The following is a 14,258-nucleotide window of genomic DNA, read 5'->3' as shown; positions in this document are numbered from 1 at the left end:
CCGGCCACCGCCCGGAATGGGGGAGGTGCGCGCCGGTGTTGGCCCCCGCATGACCACCATCGGACTCATCGGAGCAGGGAACATCGGCGGCACCCTCGCCCGGCTCGCCACCGGCGCCGGGTACGACGTCGTGCTCAGCAACTCGCGCGGCCCGCAGACCCTGGCCGACCTCGTCGGTGACCTCGGCCCCCGCGCCCGGGCCGCGACCCGGGAGGAGGCCGCCGCGGCCGCGGACCTCGCCGTCGTCACGGTGCCGCTGAAGGCTCTCGGCGACCTCCCCGCCGGGCCGCTCGCCGGCAAGGTTGTCATGGACACCATCAACTACTACCCCGAGCGCGACGGCCGGGTGCCGGCGCTCGAGGACGAGAGCACGACGACGAGCGAGCTCGTCCAGGGCCAGCTCCCGGACAGCCGGGTCGTCAAGGTGTTCAACAACATCTTCTTCCGGCACCTGGCCGAGCTCGCGCGCCCCGCAGGGGCCCCGGACCGGGCGACGCTCACCATGGCGGGCGACGACCCGGACGCCAAGGGCCAGGTGGTCACCTTCCTCGACGCCATCGGCTACGACGCCTACGACGTCGGCCCCCTCGCCGAGGGCTGGCGCACCCAGCGCGACACCGCGGCGTACGCCGGCATGTACATCGACGGCGACGACTGGGACCACCCGGTCGCCGCCGGCGCGGACCGCGTGCGCGAGCTGCTCGCCGCGGCCCGGCGCTACCGCGACATGTGATCCTCGGGCCGCCGGGCGGACCTTCACGAGATCTCCACACCGGCTGCGAGCGGCGTCCACCCCGCCCTCCCTACGCTCGTCGGCATGAGTGAGGGGAGCGAACCGACGGTCGTGCTCGTCGTCGAGGACGAGCCGACGATCAACCAGGCCGTCACCGACCGGCTGCGGGCCGAGGGGTTCACCGTCCACCAGGCCACCGACGGGCCGGCCGCGGTCGCGGCGTTCGAGACGCACGAGCCGGACGCCGTCCTCCTCGACGTCATGCTCCCTGGCTTCGACGGTCTCGAGGTCTGCCGGCGGATCCAGGCACTGCGTCCGGTGCCCGTCCTCATGCTCACCGCGCGCGACGAGGAGACCGACGTCCTCGTCGGGCTCGGCGTGGGCGCTGACGACTACGTGACCAAGCCCTTCTCGATGCGCGAGGTGGTCGCCCGGCTGCGGGCGCTGCTGCGGCGCGTCGAACGGGCCGAGCAGCTCGCCCGCAGCACCGGGCGCCTCGACCTCGCGGGCCTGGTCGTCGACCCCGCCGCCCGCCGGGTCGAGGCCGACGGCGCTGCCGTGCACCTGACGCCCCTGGAGTTCGACCTGCTCTGTGCCCTCGCCGCCGCCCCCGGCACGGTCCGCACCCGCGAGGAGCTGATGCGTGAGGTGTGGGGCTGGAGCGACGCCTCCGGCACCCGCACCCTCGACAGCCACGTCAAGGCCCTGCGCGCCAAGATCGGCCCGGACCGCGTCCGCACCGTTCACGGGGTGGGCTACGCCCTCGAGGTCTCGCCGTGAACCCCGAGCGCCCGCTCGACGGGGTCACCTCCTTGAAGGTCAAGCTCGGGCTGCTCGTCGGCTCGAGCGTCGTCGCCGCGGTGCTCGTGGCCGGCCTGGCCGACCGGGCCGGAGTCCCGTGGTGGACGAGCGTGCCGGTGACGATCGCGGCCGCTCTCGGGGTGACCCAGTGGCTCGCCCGGGGGATGACCTCACCGCTGCGCGAGATGACCGCCGCGGCCGCCCGGATGGCCGCCGGGGACTACGGGCAGCGGGTGACGGCGACCTCGTCGGACGAGGTGGGTCGGCTCGCCCGGGCGTTCACGGCGATGGCCGCCGACCTCGCGGGCGCCGACGTCGAGCGCCGGCGGCTCGTCGCCACCGTCTCGCACGAGCTGCGCACGCCGCTGGCCGCCCAGCGGGCACTGCTCGAGAACCTCGTCGACGGGGTCGCGGCGCCCGACCAGGCGGCTCTCGAGGCGGCGCTGGGGCAGGCCGAGCGGCTGAGTGCGCTCGTCGAGGACCTGCTCGACCTCTCCCGGGTCGACGCGGGGGTGGCGCCGCTGGTCCTGGCCTCCGTGCAGGTCGAGGACCTGCTGCGCCGCGCGGCCGAGGAGGCCCGGGTGGCCCAGCGCGGGGTGCGCGTCCTGCCGCGGGTCGAGCCGCCGGGGCTGACCGTCTCCGCCGACGCCCAGCGGCTCGCCCAGCTCGTCGCCAACCTCGTGGACAACGCGGTGCGGCACAGCCCCCCGGGCGGGAAGGTCGGCGTGCAGGCGCGCCGCGAGGACGAGGACCACTGGGTGCTCGAGGTGCGCGACGAGGGGCCGGGCATCCCGGCGCAGGACGCCGAGCGCGTGTTCGAGCGGTTCGGCACCGGTGCCGACGCCGCCGGCGGGACCGGCCTGGGGCTGGCGATCGTGCGCTGGGTCAGCGACCTGCACGGCGGCTCCGTCGAGGTCGTCCCGACCCCTCCCGGGGGCACCGGTGCCCACCTGCGCGTCCGGCTCCCGACGGCCCCGCGGGCCGACCGCCCCGGCCACCTGCTCGTCCCCACCCGACCGACCGCCCCGGACCAGGAGGATCCCGTGCCCACGACCGCTCCACCCACCACGCCCGCGCCCGCCGCCGGCCCGGCCCCCGCGCCCGCCGGGCCGTCCGGCCCCTCGGACGACGTCGTCGAGCGCTTCTGGCCCGAGCGCGACGGCCGTCCCCGGCCGGGAGTGCTCCTGGCCTCGCTCGGCATCGGCGCGTTCGCGGCCGCCACCTGGGTCGACCGCGGCATCGGCCTGGCGACCTCGATCGTGCTGCTCGCGGCCGGGGGGCTGATGTGGAGCGTCGCGCGTCATCGGAGCCACCCGTGGACCGTGGCCTGTGCGGCGCTCGCCGCGGTCCTCGCGACGACCGCCACCGTCCGTGACGCCGACGGCGTGGTCGTGCTGTCGGTGCTCACCGCCGTGGTCGTCGCGGCCACGGGCATGACCCACGCCCACGGCGTCCTCGCGATGGTCGCCGGCGCCGCGGCCTGGCCGCTGGCGGGGCTGCGGGGGTTGCCCCTGCTCGGCCGGACGATCACCGCGACGAGCCGGGCCCGCCTGCTCTGGCCGGTCGTGCGGACCGCGGCGGTCACCCTCGTCCTGCTCGTCGTCTTCGGCGCGCTCTTCGCCAGCGGGGACGCGGTCTTCGGCGCGTGGGCGTCGGCCCTCGTGCCCGACCTCGGCTGGGACAGCCTCGTCGCCCGCGGTTTCGTCCTCGTCCTCGTCGGCGGGGTGACTCTCGCGGGGTCCTACCTCGCGCTCAACCCGCCGCCGGTCGACGACCTCGCGCTGCCCCCGGCGACCCGGGCGCGCCCGGTGTGGGAGTGGGCGGTCCCGGTAGGCGTCGTCGTCGCGCTCTTCGCCGGCTTCCTCCTCGCCCAGGCGACCGCCATGTTCGGCGGTCACGAGTACCTGCGGGAGAGCACCGGGCTCACCTACGCCGAGTACGTGCACCAGGGCTTCGGCCAGCTGACCGCCGCCACGGCCCTCACCGTGCTCGTCATCGCCACCACGCTGCGCGCGGCCGGCCGCACCAGCGCGCGCGGGAGGGTCCTGACCCGGGTCCTCCTCGGGCTCCTCGGCGTGCTCACCCTGGCCGTCGTCGCCTCCGCCCTGTACCGGATGGACCTCTACCAGGACGCCTACGGCTTCACCGTCCTGCGGCTGTTCGTCGACGGTGTCGAGCTGTGGCTCGGCCTCGTCGTGCTCCTGCTGCTCACCGCCGTGGTGCGGCTCTCGTGGCGCGGCGTGGCCCGGACGGTCCTCGTCTCCGGAGCCGTCTTCACCCTCGGCTTCGTCGCGATGAACCCCGACGGCTGGGTGGCCGCCCGCAACCTCGACCGGTACGCCGAGACCGGCCGGGTCGACACCCTCTACCTCTCGACTCTCTCCGCGGACGCGACGCCGGTCATCGCCGAGCGCCTCCCCGCCGAGGTCGCGCAGTGCGTCGAGGCCGCCCGCACCCGCACCGGCGAGCGGGACGACTGGCTCTCCTGGAACGTCGGGCGCTCCCGGGCCGAGGACGCGACGCTCGGGCCTGCCGCCCAGCCCGGTCTCGCCCCCGAGTGCATCGGGGTCGTCACCGACGACTACCGAGGCTGAGCACCCGCCCACGGCCGCGCGGCTCGTGGCATGCTCCGGAGCCATGGACGCCCGCACCGTGCTCGTGCTCAACGGCCCCAACCTCAACCTCCTCGGGGAGCGCGAGCCGGAGCTCTACGGGCGGGAGACCCTCGCGGACGTCGAGCGGCTGTGTGTCACGGCCGCCGACCGGCACGGTCTGGGTGTCGACTTCCGCCAGAGCAACCACGAGGGCACCCTCGTGGACTGGGTCCAGGAGGGGCGGGCCGGCATCGCCGGGATCGTGCTCAACGCCGCCGGCTACACGCACACCTCGGTCGCGCTGCGCGACGCGCTCGCTGCCTGCCGCGTCCCCCGGGTGGAGGTGCACATCAGCGACATCCACGCGCGGGAGGACTTCCGGCGGCACTCCTACCTCGCCGACGTGTGCGACCACCACGTCGTCGGGCACGGCGTGGCCGGCTACGCCGAGGCCGTCGACTGGCTCGCCGGGCGCGCCGGCGGTGCGTGACCTCCCGGCGCTCTGGCGCAGCGACGGCTGGCGTGCCGGCCTCGAGGCGTGGCTGCGGCCCGCCCTGGAGGCGGCCGGGCGCACGCCGACCGGCCCGCTCGTCCAGGAGCGGATTCGCTTCTGGTCCACCGTCCTGCGCGTCGACACCGACGGCGGGACCGTCTGGGTCAAGGAGAACGCGCCCTCGCAGGCCTTCGAGGCCGGGCTCGTCTCCCGGGCCGCCCGGCTCTCCCCGCAGCGGCTGCCCCCCGTGCTCGCCGTCGACACCACCCGGGGATGGCTGGCGACGGCCGACCTCGGGGCACCGCTCGGGGCGGGCGCCGACCTGTCCGAGAGCGCCTGGGCCGAGCTCGTGGCGGCCTGGGGCGACCTGCAACGCACCCTCGTGCCGCACGCCGACGCCGTCCTCGCGAGCGGGGTCCCGCCGATGCCCGAGGAGGAGGCGCCGGACTGGGCCGCCGCGTTCGCCGAGGAGCTGGCTGGTCTGCCGCGGGAGGACCCGCGGCGGCTGGAGGATGCAGAGCGCCGGCACGTGGAGGGCGGGCTCGCGATGCTGGGGCGCGCGGCCGACGAGCTCGTCGCGAGCGGTCTGCCGGCGACCCTGCAGCACAACGACCTCCACCTCGACAACGCCCTGCGGGCACCCGGTGGGTCGATGGCCTTCATCGACCTCGGCGACGCGGTCTGGGCACATCCGCTGACCGCCCTGCGCGCCCCGCTGTGGGCGCTCGAGGCCCGCGGCCGGGGGAGCGTGGCCGCGCCGGAGCGGGTGCTCGACGCCGCCCTCGAGCCGTGGACCGACCACCTCCCACGGCGCGGGCTGCGCGCACTGCTCCCCGCCGCGGACCGGGTCTCGGCCCTGCACCGTTCGGTCTCGTGGCGGCGGCTCCTCGACGACGTGCCGCTGGCGGCGGTCGACCCCGCGCACCGTCGGGCGGCCGTGTCGTGGCTGCTCGTGGCCACGGCCGCCGACCCCGCCGGGCAGGCGGCTTCCGCGTAGGTACTTGGACGTCCTAGTATCGGGGGGACCACCCGGCGACCCCGGAAGGACCACGATGGCAGCGCAGCCGAGCACCACGGGGCTCCACGTCCCGACCCACCCCGTGCGGATCGTCACGGCCTCGAGCCTGTTCGACGGGCACGACGCCTCGATCAACATCATGCGGCGGATCATGCAGAGCCAGGGTGCCGAGGTCATCCACCTCGGGCACAACCGCTCGGTCCAGGAGGTCGTCGACGCCGCGGTCGAGGAGGACGCCCAGGGGGTGGCGGTCAGCTCCTACCAGGGCGGGCACGTCGAGTACTTCGAGTACCTCGTGCAGCTGCTCGCGCAGGCCGGTGCGGGCCACGTGCGGGTCGTCGGTGGCGGTGGCGGGGTCATCGTCCCCGCGGAGGTCGCCCGGCTGCGCGAGGCCGGGGTGACGATCTTCAGCCCCGAGGACGGCCAGCGGCTCGGGCTGCCCGGCATGGTCAACGAGGTCGTCGCCGCGTGCGACACCGACCTGTGGGCGAGCGGGCCGACGACCCCCGAGGCCGTGGTCTCGGGCGACCGGGCGGCCGTGGCGCGGGCAATCACCGGTGCCGAGGCGGGCCAGCTCGAGGACCGCTTCCGGGACGCGCTGCGGCAGGCCGCGGCCACCCGGCAGGTCCCGGTCCTCGGCATCACGGGCACCGGGGGGTCGGGCAAGTCGAGCCTCACCGACGAGCTGGTGCGCCGGCTGCGGGTGGACCAGCAGGACAAGCTGCGGGTGGCGTGCGTCGCCATCGACCCGACGCGCCGCAAGGGTGGCGGTGCCCTGCTCGGGGACCGGATCCGGATGAACAGCCTCGACGGCGACCGGGTCTACTACCGTTCCCTGGCGACCCGGGGCGGGCACGAGGTGCCCGAGGCGCTCCCGGACGTGCTCACCGTCCTGCGCGCGGCCGGCTTCGACCTCGTCGTCGTCGAGACACCGGGCATCGGGCAGGGCGATGCCGCCATCACCTCCTACGCGGACGTCAACCTCTACGTCATGACCCCGGAGTTTGGCGCCGCGAGCCAGCTCGAGAAGATCGACATGCTCGACTTCGCCGACGTCGTGGCGATCAACAAGTTCGAGCGCCGGGGCGCCATGGACGCCCTGCGGGACGTCGGGCGGCAGCTCGTGCGCAACCGGTCGGCCTTCGGGAGCCGCCCGGAGGACATGCCGGTGTACGGCACGTCCGCCGCGACGTTCAACGACGACGGCGTGACCGCCCTCTACCAGGAGCTGCGCGGCCTGCTCGCCGCCCAGGGCCTGCCCGTCGAGGAGGGCGCGCTCGCGCCGGTGGACACCCGCCACTCGACCGCGATCCGCCAGGTCCTGCCACCGGAACGGGTGCGCTACCTCTCCGAGATCGCCGAGACCGTCCGCGGCTACCACGCGGACACCCGGCGATGGGCGCAGGTCGCCCGCCGGGTGCAGCGCCTCGGGTCGGCGCGCGCGGCCCTGGCCGAGGCCGGGAAGGACACCGGTGACCTCGACGCCCTGCTCGAGCGGGCCCGGCAGGACCTGCCGACGGCACTCGCCGAGCAGCTGGCGGGCTGGCCCCAGGTCGTGCAGGACTACAGCGGCCAGGAGCAGGTCGTCACCGTCCGCGACCGCGAGATCCACACCAGCCTCGTCAAGGAGTCCCTCTCCGGCAGTGAGATCCGGCGGGTCTCGCTGCCGCGCTACACCGACGACGGCGACCTCCTGTCGTTCCTGCGCCGCGAGCACCTGCCCGGGTGGTTCCCCTTCACGGCCGGTGTCTTCCGGTTCAAGCGCGACACCGAGGACCCGGCGCGGATGTTCGCCGGCGAGGGCGACCCGTTCCGCACCAACCGCCGGTTCAGGCTGCTGTCCGAGGGCCAGCCAGCCACCCGCCTGTCGACCGCCTTCGACTCGGTGACCCTCTACGGGCGCGACCCCGACCCGAGGCCCGACGTCTACGGCAAGGTCGGCACCTCCGGGGTGTCGGTCGCGACGCTGGAGGACATGAAGGCGCTCTACGACGGCTTCGACCTCACCGCGCCGACGACGAGCGTGTCGATGACGATCAACGGCCCGGCGCCGACGATCCTCGCCTTCTTCCTCAACACCGTGACCGACCGCGCGCTCGAGCGCTGGGCGCAGGAGCAGGGGCGCGAGCCGAGCGACACCGAGCGCGAGCAGGTGCAGGCCCGGGCGCTCGCGACCGTCCGCGGCACGGTGCAGGCCGACATCCTCAAGGAGGACCAGGGCCAGAACACCTGCCTGTTCTCCACGGAGTTCAGCCTGCGGATGATGGCCGACATCCAGGAGTGGTTCATCGCCCACGAGGTGCGCAACTTCTACTCGGTCTCGATCAGCGGCTACCACATCGCCGAGGCCGGGGCGAACCCCATCAGCCAGCTGGCCTTCACCCTGGCCAACGGGTTCACCTACGTCGAGGCCTATCTGGCGCGCGGCATGGACATCGACGACTTCGCCCCGAACCTGTCGTTCTTCTTCAGCAACGGGATGGACCCCGAGTACACCGTGATCGGCCGGGTCGCCCGGCGCATCTGGGCGGTCGCGATGCGCGAGAAGTACGGCGCCGGTGAGCGCAGCCAGAAGCTGAAGTACCACGTGCAGACCTCGGGGCGCTCCCTGCACGCCCAGGAGATGGCCTTCAACGACGTCCGCACCACCCTCCAGGCGCTCTGCGCGGTCTACGACAACGCCAACAGCCTGCACACCAACGCCTACGACGAGGCGGTGACGACCCCGTCCGAGGAGTCGGTGCGCCGGGCCCTGGCCATCCAGCTCGTCATCGGCAAGGAGTGGGGGCTCGCGACGAACGAGAACCCCCTCCAGGGCTCGTTCGTCGTCGACGAGCTGACCGACCTCGTCGAGGAGGCCGTCCTCGCCGAGTTCGACCGGATCTCCGAGCGGGGCGGGGTGCTCGGCGCGATGGAGACCGGCTACCAGCGCGGCCGCATCCAGGACGAGTCGATGCTCTACGAGCACCGCAAGCACGACGGCTCGCTGCCGATCGTCGGGGTCAACACCTTCGTGCGCCCGGACGCCGAGGTCTCCCCGGCCGAGGTGGTCCTCGCCCGCGCCACCGAGGAGGAGAAGGAGAGCCAGCTACGGCGGGTCGAGAGCTTCCGGGCGACCCACCGCGAGGAGGCCGAGCGGGCGCTCGCCCGCCTGCGCGCGGCGGCGACGAGCGGCGAGAACGTCTTCGCCGTGCTCATGGACGCCGCGCGGGTGTGTTCTCTGCAGCAGGTCACCGAGGCCTTCTTCGAGGTCGGCGGCCAGTACCGTCGCAACGTCTGACCCGCGCTCGCGTCAGGCCAGGCCGTCACGGACCACCCGCCCCTCGGCGCCGATCTCGGCGGCGGCCGCTAGCGTGGCCACCGTGGGTCACCAGCCGAGGATCGGGACCATGCCCTCGGGGCCTTGGGACGCCATCACCGACGTCCCCGGGGTGCTCGTCGGGTGCACGACCCTCGTCGAGGGTGACGACGTCCGGACCGGGGTCACGGTCGTCCGGCCGCACGACGGCGACATCGGCCGCGAGCCCTACTTCGCCGGCTCGGACGTGCTCAACGGCAACGGCGAGGTGACCGGGCTCGCATGGGTCCGCGAGAGCGGGATGCTGACGACGCCCGTCGCGATCACCAACACGCACTCCGTCGGCGTCGTGCGCGACGCCATCTGCGGGCTGGGGACGCTGGGCGAGGACCGCTGGTCGCTGCCCGTCGTCGGCGAGACGTACGACGGCGTGCTCAACGACATCGGCGGTCAGCACGTGACCGCCGAGCACCTGCGGGCGGCGTTCGAGTCGGCCGCGAGCGGGCCGGTCGCGCAGGGCTGTGTCGGCGGCGGCACCGGGATGATCTGCCACGGGTTCAAGGGCGGCACCGGGACCGCGTCCCGCGTCGTGCCGGACGAGGACGGCGGCTTCACCGTCGGGGTCCTCGTCCAGGCCAACCACGGCCGCCGCGACCGGCTGCGCGTCGAGGGCGTCGACGTGGGCTCCCGGATCGGCCCGGACGTCGTGCCCGTGCCACCGCGGGGCACTCCCGGCGCAGGCTCGATCGTCGTCGTCGTCGCCACGGACGCGCCGCTGCTGCCGGGGCAGTGCGACCGGCTGGCGCGCCGTGCCTCGCTCGGCATCGGCCGGACCGGCGGCCTGGGCGAGCACTCCAGCGGCGACTTCACCGTGGCGTTCGCCACGGGGAACCGCGGCATGTCGAGCGACAAGGGCGGCCGGCACGGGCTGACGCACGCGGTGACGATGCTCGGCCACGACGCGATGAACCCGCTCTTCGCCGCTGTCGTCGAGGCCACCGAGGCCGCCATCGTGGGCGCGCTCCTCGCGGCCGAGACGATGACCGGCCGGGGCGGCACGACCGTCCACGCCCTGCCGCACGACCTGCTCGGGGCAGCGCTGCAGGGGGGCGGACCTCCGGGTTCGGCGTGAGGGCTGCCACACGGCAGGATGAGGGGATGCAGACCGCAGACATCTCCGCCATCGTCACCGGGGGAGCCTCCGGCCTCGGCGCGGCCACCGCCGCCGCCCTCGCCGACAGCGGCGCCCGCGTGTACGCCCTCGACCTGCCCGACGCCTGTGCCGCCGCCCCCGCGGTCGAGGGCGTCGAGCACGTCCCGACCGACGTGACCTCCGAGGCCGAGGTCCGAGCCGCGGTCCAGCGGGCCGCGGGCGACCCCGACCGTCCGCTGCGCGTCGTCGTCAGCTGCGCCGGCATCGGTCCGTCCCAGCGCATCCTCGGGCGCAAGGGCACCCACGCGATCGACCTCTACCGCAAGGTCGTCGAGGTCAACCTCGTCGGCACCTTCGTCGTCATGGCGCTCGCGGCCGAGGCCATCGCGGCGACCGAGCCGGACGCCGACGGCCAGCGCGGCGTCGTCGTCAACACCGCGAGCGTCGCCGCCTACGACGGCCAGGTCGGGCAGGCCGCCTACAGCTCCTCCAAGGGAGGCATCGTCGGGCTCACCCTGCCGGCCGCTCGTGACCTGGCCCAGTACGGCATCCGGGTCATGACCATCGCGCCGGGCATCGTCGAGACCCCGATGCTCGCGACGGTCTCCGAGGAGTTCCGTGCCGGCCTCGCGGCCGGGGTCCCCTTCCCGCACCGCCTCGCCCGGCCCGAGGAGTACGCCCAGCTCGTCCTCGCCATCGTCGGCCACGACTACCTCAACGGCGAGGTCATCCGGATGGACGGCGCCCTGCGGATGGCCCCGCGCTGACGGCGGTGAGCCTGCGCGACGACCTCGGCGCGCCGGTGCCCCTCGAGGCGCCGGCGCGCCGGGTCGTCTCGCTCGTCCCCTCGCTCACCGAGGCGCTCGCCGCGACCTGCCCCGACCGGCTCGTCGGCGCCACCGACTGGTGCACCCGGCCGGCGGGCCTGCACGTCGCGCGCGTGCGGGGGACGAAGAACCCGGACCTCGCGGCGGTCGCCGGCCTCGAGCCCGACCTCGTCGTCGCGAACAAGGAGGAGAACCGCGAGCTCGACGTGCGGCGGCTGCGCGAGCGGGGGGTGGCCGTCTGGGTCACCGACATCGAGAGCGTGCCCCAGGCGCTGGCGTCGATGCGGCGGCTGTTCGCCGAGGGGCTCGACGTGCCGGGGCCGCCGTGGCTGCGCGAGGCGAGCGAGGCCTGGGCCGGGCCGGTCCCCGCACCGACGACGCGGGCCGTCGTCCCGGTCTGGCGGGACCCGTGGATGGTCGTCGGCCGGCCGACGTTCACCGCCGACCTGCTCGCCCGGCTCGGCTACGAGGTCGTCGGCGGGCGGGGGAGCGGGCGCTACCCGGGCGCCACCCTCGAGGCCCTCGACGACCCCGGGCTGGCCGACGTGGTCCTCCTCCCGGACGAGCCGTACGAGTTCACCACGACGGACGGGCCGGAGGCCTTCGTCCGGGTGCCCACCCGGCTGGTCTCGGGCCGGCTGCTCACGTGGTACGGACCGGCGCTGACGGAGTCGCGGATTTCGCTCGACCGAGCGTGAGCGTGTACTGTTTCCGACGGCCTGCCGGGTGGTCGAGACCCCCGCGGACCCGCCCCCTTAGCTCAGTCGGCAGAGCGTTTCCATGGTAAGGAAAAGGTCGTCGGTTCGATTCCGACAGGGGGCTCGGACCGGCCGGACCGGCCTCGCCGGGCACGGTCGGACACGGCGGGATAGCTCAGCTGGTTAGAGCGCACGACTCATAATCGTGAGGTCGCGGGATCGAGCCCCGCTCCCGCTACGCGAGGTCGCGATTTCCGGGGAATGCCCGGGGTCGCGTACCCTGTTGTGCTGATGTCCGTGCGTGGGGCCCACCCCTGCGCCACCGACGCCCCCAGATCCACCACCGTTTTCCGAGAGCAGGTTGCCCCGTGGCCAGCAAGAGCGCCGACGTCCGCCCGAAGATCACCATGGCGTGCACGGAGTGCAAGGAGCGCAACTACATCACGAAGAAGAACCGCCGCAACGACCCCGACCGGCTCGAGCTGGCGAAGTTCTGCCCGCGCTGCAAGAAGCACACCGCGCACCGCGAGACCCGCTGACCCCACGCGCCCGCACGGGCGCGTCCGCGTCGCCGAGAGGCCGCCCGCACCACCGGTGCCGGCGGCCTCTCGCGTCCCCGCAGCGAGCGGTCTCGCCGGGGTTGGGGCCCGGATGCCGCGCGCCCCTAGAGTGGGCCGCATGGCAGTCAACGCCGACTTCGTCGGACGCACCTACCCGCCGAGCGGGCCCTACCCCGTCGACGCCGCGCTCATCGCCGCCTTCGCCGCGGCCGTCGGCTCGAGCGACCCGGTCCACACCGACCCCGGCGCGGCCCGGGCGGCCGGCTACGCCGACGTCGTCGCGCCGCCGACGATGGCGGTGCGCTTCGCCCAAGCGGCCGACCGGGCCTACGTCGCCGACCCGGAGGCCGGCATCGACTACAGCCGGGTCGTCCACGGCGAGCAGCGCTTCGTCCACCACCGGCCGATCACCGCGGGCGACGAGGTGCTCGGGGTGCTCACCGTCGACCAGATCCGCCACGCCGGTGGCCACGCGATGGTCACGACCCGCACCGAGCTGGCCACCGGCGGGGGCGAGGCGCTGGCGACGTGCACCTCGACCATCGTGGTCCGGGGCGGTGAGGAGGGATGAGCGCCCGCAGCCTCGCCTCGGTGGCGGTCGGGGACGCCGTCGGCCCGGTCACCGTGCCGGTCACCCGGGAGACCCTCGTGGCCTACGCGAACGCCTCGGGGGACCAGAACCCGATCCACCAGGACGAGGAGTTCGCCCGCTCGGTCGGGCTGCCCGACGTCATCGCCCACGGGATGTGGACGATGGGCGCCGCCGGCACGGTCGTGTCCGAGTGGGCCGGTGACGCGGGCCGGGTGGTCGAGTACGGCACCCGGTTCACCCAGCCCGTGGTCGTCCCGGCCTCCGGCGGCGAGGTCGTGGTCTCGGGCACGGTCCGGGCCGTCGAGGCCGAGACCGGGCGGGTCACGGTCGACCTCACCGCGACGAGCGAGGGGCGCAAGGTGCTGGGGCGCTGCGTCGCGGTCGTGCGCCTCGACGTCGACGGATGACAGAGCTGGTCGGCGAGCCGCTCGCGGGGCACACGACGATGCGCGTCGGGGGCCCCGCGGCCCGGATGGTGGTCGCGGAGACGACCGACGAGCTCGTCGACGCCGTCCGCGAGGTCGACGACGCCGAGGAGCCGCTGCTCGTCCTCGGCGGCGGGTCCAACCTCGTGCTCCCGGACGACGGGTTCCCCGGCACGGTCGTCAAGGTGGCCACCCGGGGGGTCGAGGTGGACTCGGCCGACTCGTGCGGGGGAGCCAACGTCGTCGTCGCCGCGGGGGAGCCGTGGGACCCGTTCGTCGAGCGGGCGGTCGCCGAGGGCTGGTCGGGGGTCGAGGCGCTCTCCGGCATCCCGGGCTCGACCGGCGCGACCCCCGTGCAGAACGTCGGGGCGTACGGCCAGGAGGTCGCGCAGACGATCGCGCGGGTGCGGGTCTGGGACCGGGTGGACCAGCGGGTGCGGACGATGACCTCGGCACAGTGCCGGTTCACCTACCGCCACTCGCTCTTGAAGGGCACCGACCGGTACGTCGTCCTCGAGGTGATGTTCCAGCTCGTGCTGGCCGACCTGTCGCGGCCGGTCGCCTACGCCGACCTCGCGCGCCAGCTCGGGGTCGCGGTGGGAGACCGGGTGCCACTGCCCCAGGCCCGCGAGGCGGTGCTCGCCCAGCGGCGGCGGCGCGGCATGGTGCTCGACGAGGCCGACCACGACACGTGGTCGTGCGGGTCGTTCTTCACCAACCCGCTGCTGACGGCCGAGGAGTACGCCGACCTCGAGGCCCGGGCGACCGCGCGGCTCGGTGCCGATGCCGGCCCGCCGCCTCGGTACCCCGAGCCGGACGGGAGGGTGAAGACCTCGGCGGCCTGGCTCATCGAGCGGGCGGGGTTCGGCAAGGGGTTCGGGCTGCCCGGCCCGGTGGCGCTCTCGAGCAAGCACGCGCTGGCGCTGACCAACCGCGGCGAGGCCCGGGCCGAGGACGTCGTGGCACTCGCCCGCGAGATCCGCGACGGGGTGCAGGCGGCGTTCGGGGTGCGGCTGGTCAACGAGCCGGTGCTCGTCGGCGCGAGCCTGTAGGCGGGCCGGCCCGG

The 14,258-nt window shown here is 74.6% G+C and carries 13 protein-coding genes and 2 tRNA genes; all 15 read left to right on the top strand.

Translation table 11 applies throughout. From position 1 onward, the window contains the following. Positions 1-49: 49 nt before the first annotated feature. The 15 genes from G8D98_RS05310 to G8D98_RS05240 all read left to right on the top strand — a co-directional run bounded on the left by G8D98_RS05310 (position 50) and on the right by G8D98_RS05240 (position 14,244). Positions 50-733, top strand: a complete 684-nt coding sequence (locus G8D98_RS05310; RefSeq protein ID WP_166100015.1) for an NADPH-dependent F420 reductase — start codon at positions 50-52, stop codon at positions 731-733. Positions 734-817: 84 nt separating this feature from the next. After that, positions 818-1,513 (top strand): response regulator transcription factor, encoded by a 696-nt coding sequence (locus G8D98_RS05305; protein ID WP_166100012.1) that lies wholly within the window; start codon positions 818-820, stop codon positions 1,511-1,513. Beyond that, the gene (locus tag G8D98_RS05300; RefSeq protein WP_166100010.1) at positions 1,510-4,128 is read left to right on the top strand and encodes a DUF4153 domain-containing protein; all 2,619 of its coding nucleotides are present in this window, start codon (positions 1,510-1,512) and stop codon (positions 4,126-4,128) included. The genes G8D98_RS05305 and G8D98_RS05300 overlap by 4 nt, the downstream gene beginning before the upstream one ends. A 43-nt stretch (positions 4,129-4,171) precedes the next feature. Next, the gene (aroQ, locus tag G8D98_RS05295) at positions 4,172-4,618 is read left to right on the top strand and encodes a type II 3-dehydroquinate dehydratase (RefSeq protein WP_166100007.1); all 447 of its coding nucleotides are present in this window, start codon (positions 4,172-4,174) and stop codon (positions 4,616-4,618) included. Beyond that, positions 4,611-5,618, top strand: coding sequence for a phosphotransferase (locus G8D98_RS05290; RefSeq protein ID WP_166100004.1), 1,008 nt, complete (start codon positions 4,611-4,613; stop codon positions 5,616-5,618). The genes aroQ and G8D98_RS05290 overlap by 8 nt, the downstream gene beginning before the upstream one ends. Before the next feature lie 55 nt (positions 5,619-5,673). Further along, positions 5,674-8,919: a fused isobutyryl-CoA mutase/GTPase IcmF gene (icmF, locus tag G8D98_RS05285; protein WP_166100002.1), complete on the top strand. Its 3,246-nt coding sequence runs from the start codon at positions 5,674-5,676 to the stop codon at positions 8,917-8,919. A gap of 109 nt (positions 8,920-9,028) precedes the next feature. Beyond that, positions 9,029-10,069 (top strand): P1 family peptidase, encoded by a 1,041-nt coding sequence (locus G8D98_RS05280; protein WP_166099999.1) that lies wholly within the window; start codon positions 9,029-9,031, stop codon positions 10,067-10,069. A gap of 26 nt (positions 10,070-10,095) precedes the next feature. Further along, entirely contained in the window at positions 10,096-10,857 is a 762-nt protein-coding gene (locus tag G8D98_RS05275) for an SDR family NAD(P)-dependent oxidoreductase (RefSeq protein WP_166099996.1), read from the top strand. 5 nt (positions 10,858-10,862) lie between these two features. Then, positions 10,863-11,615 carry a helical backbone metal receptor gene (locus G8D98_RS05270; RefSeq protein WP_262500207.1) on the top strand — a complete coding sequence of 251 codons (753 nt, stop codon included), beginning with the start codon at positions 10,863-10,865 and terminating at the stop codon, positions 11,613-11,615. Positions 11,616-11,666: 51 nt separating this feature from the next. Beyond that, positions 11,667-11,739 (top strand) — tRNA-Thr (locus G8D98_RS05265). A 40-nt stretch (positions 11,740-11,779) separates the two neighbouring features. Further along, positions 11,780-11,853: transfer RNA gene (locus tag G8D98_RS05260), tRNA-Met, on the top strand. Between the two features lie 130 nt (positions 11,854-11,983). Next, complete coding sequence (rpmG, locus tag G8D98_RS05255) at positions 11,984-12,154, top strand: 50S ribosomal protein L33 (protein ID WP_166099994.1); 171 nt, start codon at positions 11,984-11,986, stop codon at positions 12,152-12,154. A gap of 139 nt (positions 12,155-12,293) precedes the next feature. Then, positions 12,294-12,746 carry an FAS1-like dehydratase domain-containing protein gene (locus G8D98_RS05250; RefSeq protein WP_166099991.1) on the top strand — a complete coding sequence of 151 codons (453 nt, stop codon included), beginning with the start codon at positions 12,294-12,296 and terminating at the stop codon, positions 12,744-12,746. Continuing rightward, a complete protein-coding gene (locus G8D98_RS05245; RefSeq protein ID WP_166099989.1) occupies positions 12,743-13,174 on the top strand; it encodes a MaoC family dehydratase in 432 nt (143 codons plus the stop codon). The genes G8D98_RS05250 and G8D98_RS05245 overlap by 4 nt, the downstream gene beginning before the upstream one ends. Beyond that, on the top strand, positions 13,171-14,244 hold the full coding sequence (locus G8D98_RS05240; RefSeq protein WP_166099986.1) for a UDP-N-acetylmuramate dehydrogenase: 1,074 nt from the start codon (positions 13,171-13,173) through the stop codon (positions 14,242-14,244). Before G8D98_RS05245 ends, G8D98_RS05240 begins: the two co-directional genes overlap by 4 nt. The last annotated feature ends 14 nt before the right edge of the window (positions 14,245-14,258 follow it).

The sequence above is a fragment of the Phycicoccus endophyticus genome (genome assembly GCF_011326735.1).
Classification (GTDB): Bacteria; Actinomycetota; Actinomycetes; order Actinomycetales; family Dermatophilaceae; genus Phycicoccus; species Phycicoccus endophyticus.
This window is presented reverse-complemented; position numbering and strand designations above follow the sequence as displayed.

Bases quoted from the DNA above. Each gene is read 5' to 3' on its own strand.
- G8D98_RS05310 (WP_166100015.1), top strand. From the start codon at position 50: ATGACCACCATCGGACTCATCGGAGCAGGGAACATCGGCGGCACCCTC.
- G8D98_RS05305 (WP_166100012.1), top strand. From the start codon at position 818: ATGAGTGAGGGGAGCGAACCGACGGTCGTGCTCGTCGTCGAGGACGAG.
- aroQ (WP_166100007.1), top strand. From the start codon at position 4,172: ATGGACGCCCGCACCGTGCTCGTGCTCAACGGCCCCAACCTCAACCTC.
- icmF (WP_166100002.1), top strand. From the start codon at position 5,674: ATGGCAGCGCAGCCGAGCACCACGGGGCTCCACGTCCCGACCCACCCC.
- G8D98_RS05280 (WP_166099999.1), top strand. From the start codon at position 9,029: ATGCCCTCGGGGCCTTGGGACGCCATCACCGACGTCCCCGGGGTGCTC.
- G8D98_RS05275 (WP_166099996.1), top strand. From the start codon at position 10,096: ATGCAGACCGCAGACATCTCCGCCATCGTCACCGGGGGAGCCTCCGGC.
- G8D98_RS05250 (WP_166099991.1), top strand. From the start codon at position 12,294: ATGGCAGTCAACGCCGACTTCGTCGGACGCACCTACCCGCCGAGCGGG.
- G8D98_RS05245 (WP_166099989.1), top strand. From the start codon at position 12,743: ATGAGCGCCCGCAGCCTCGCCTCGGTGGCGGTCGGGGACGCCGTCGGC.
- G8D98_RS05240 (WP_166099986.1), top strand. From the start codon at position 13,171: ATGACAGAGCTGGTCGGCGAGCCGCTCGCGGGGCACACGACGATGCGC.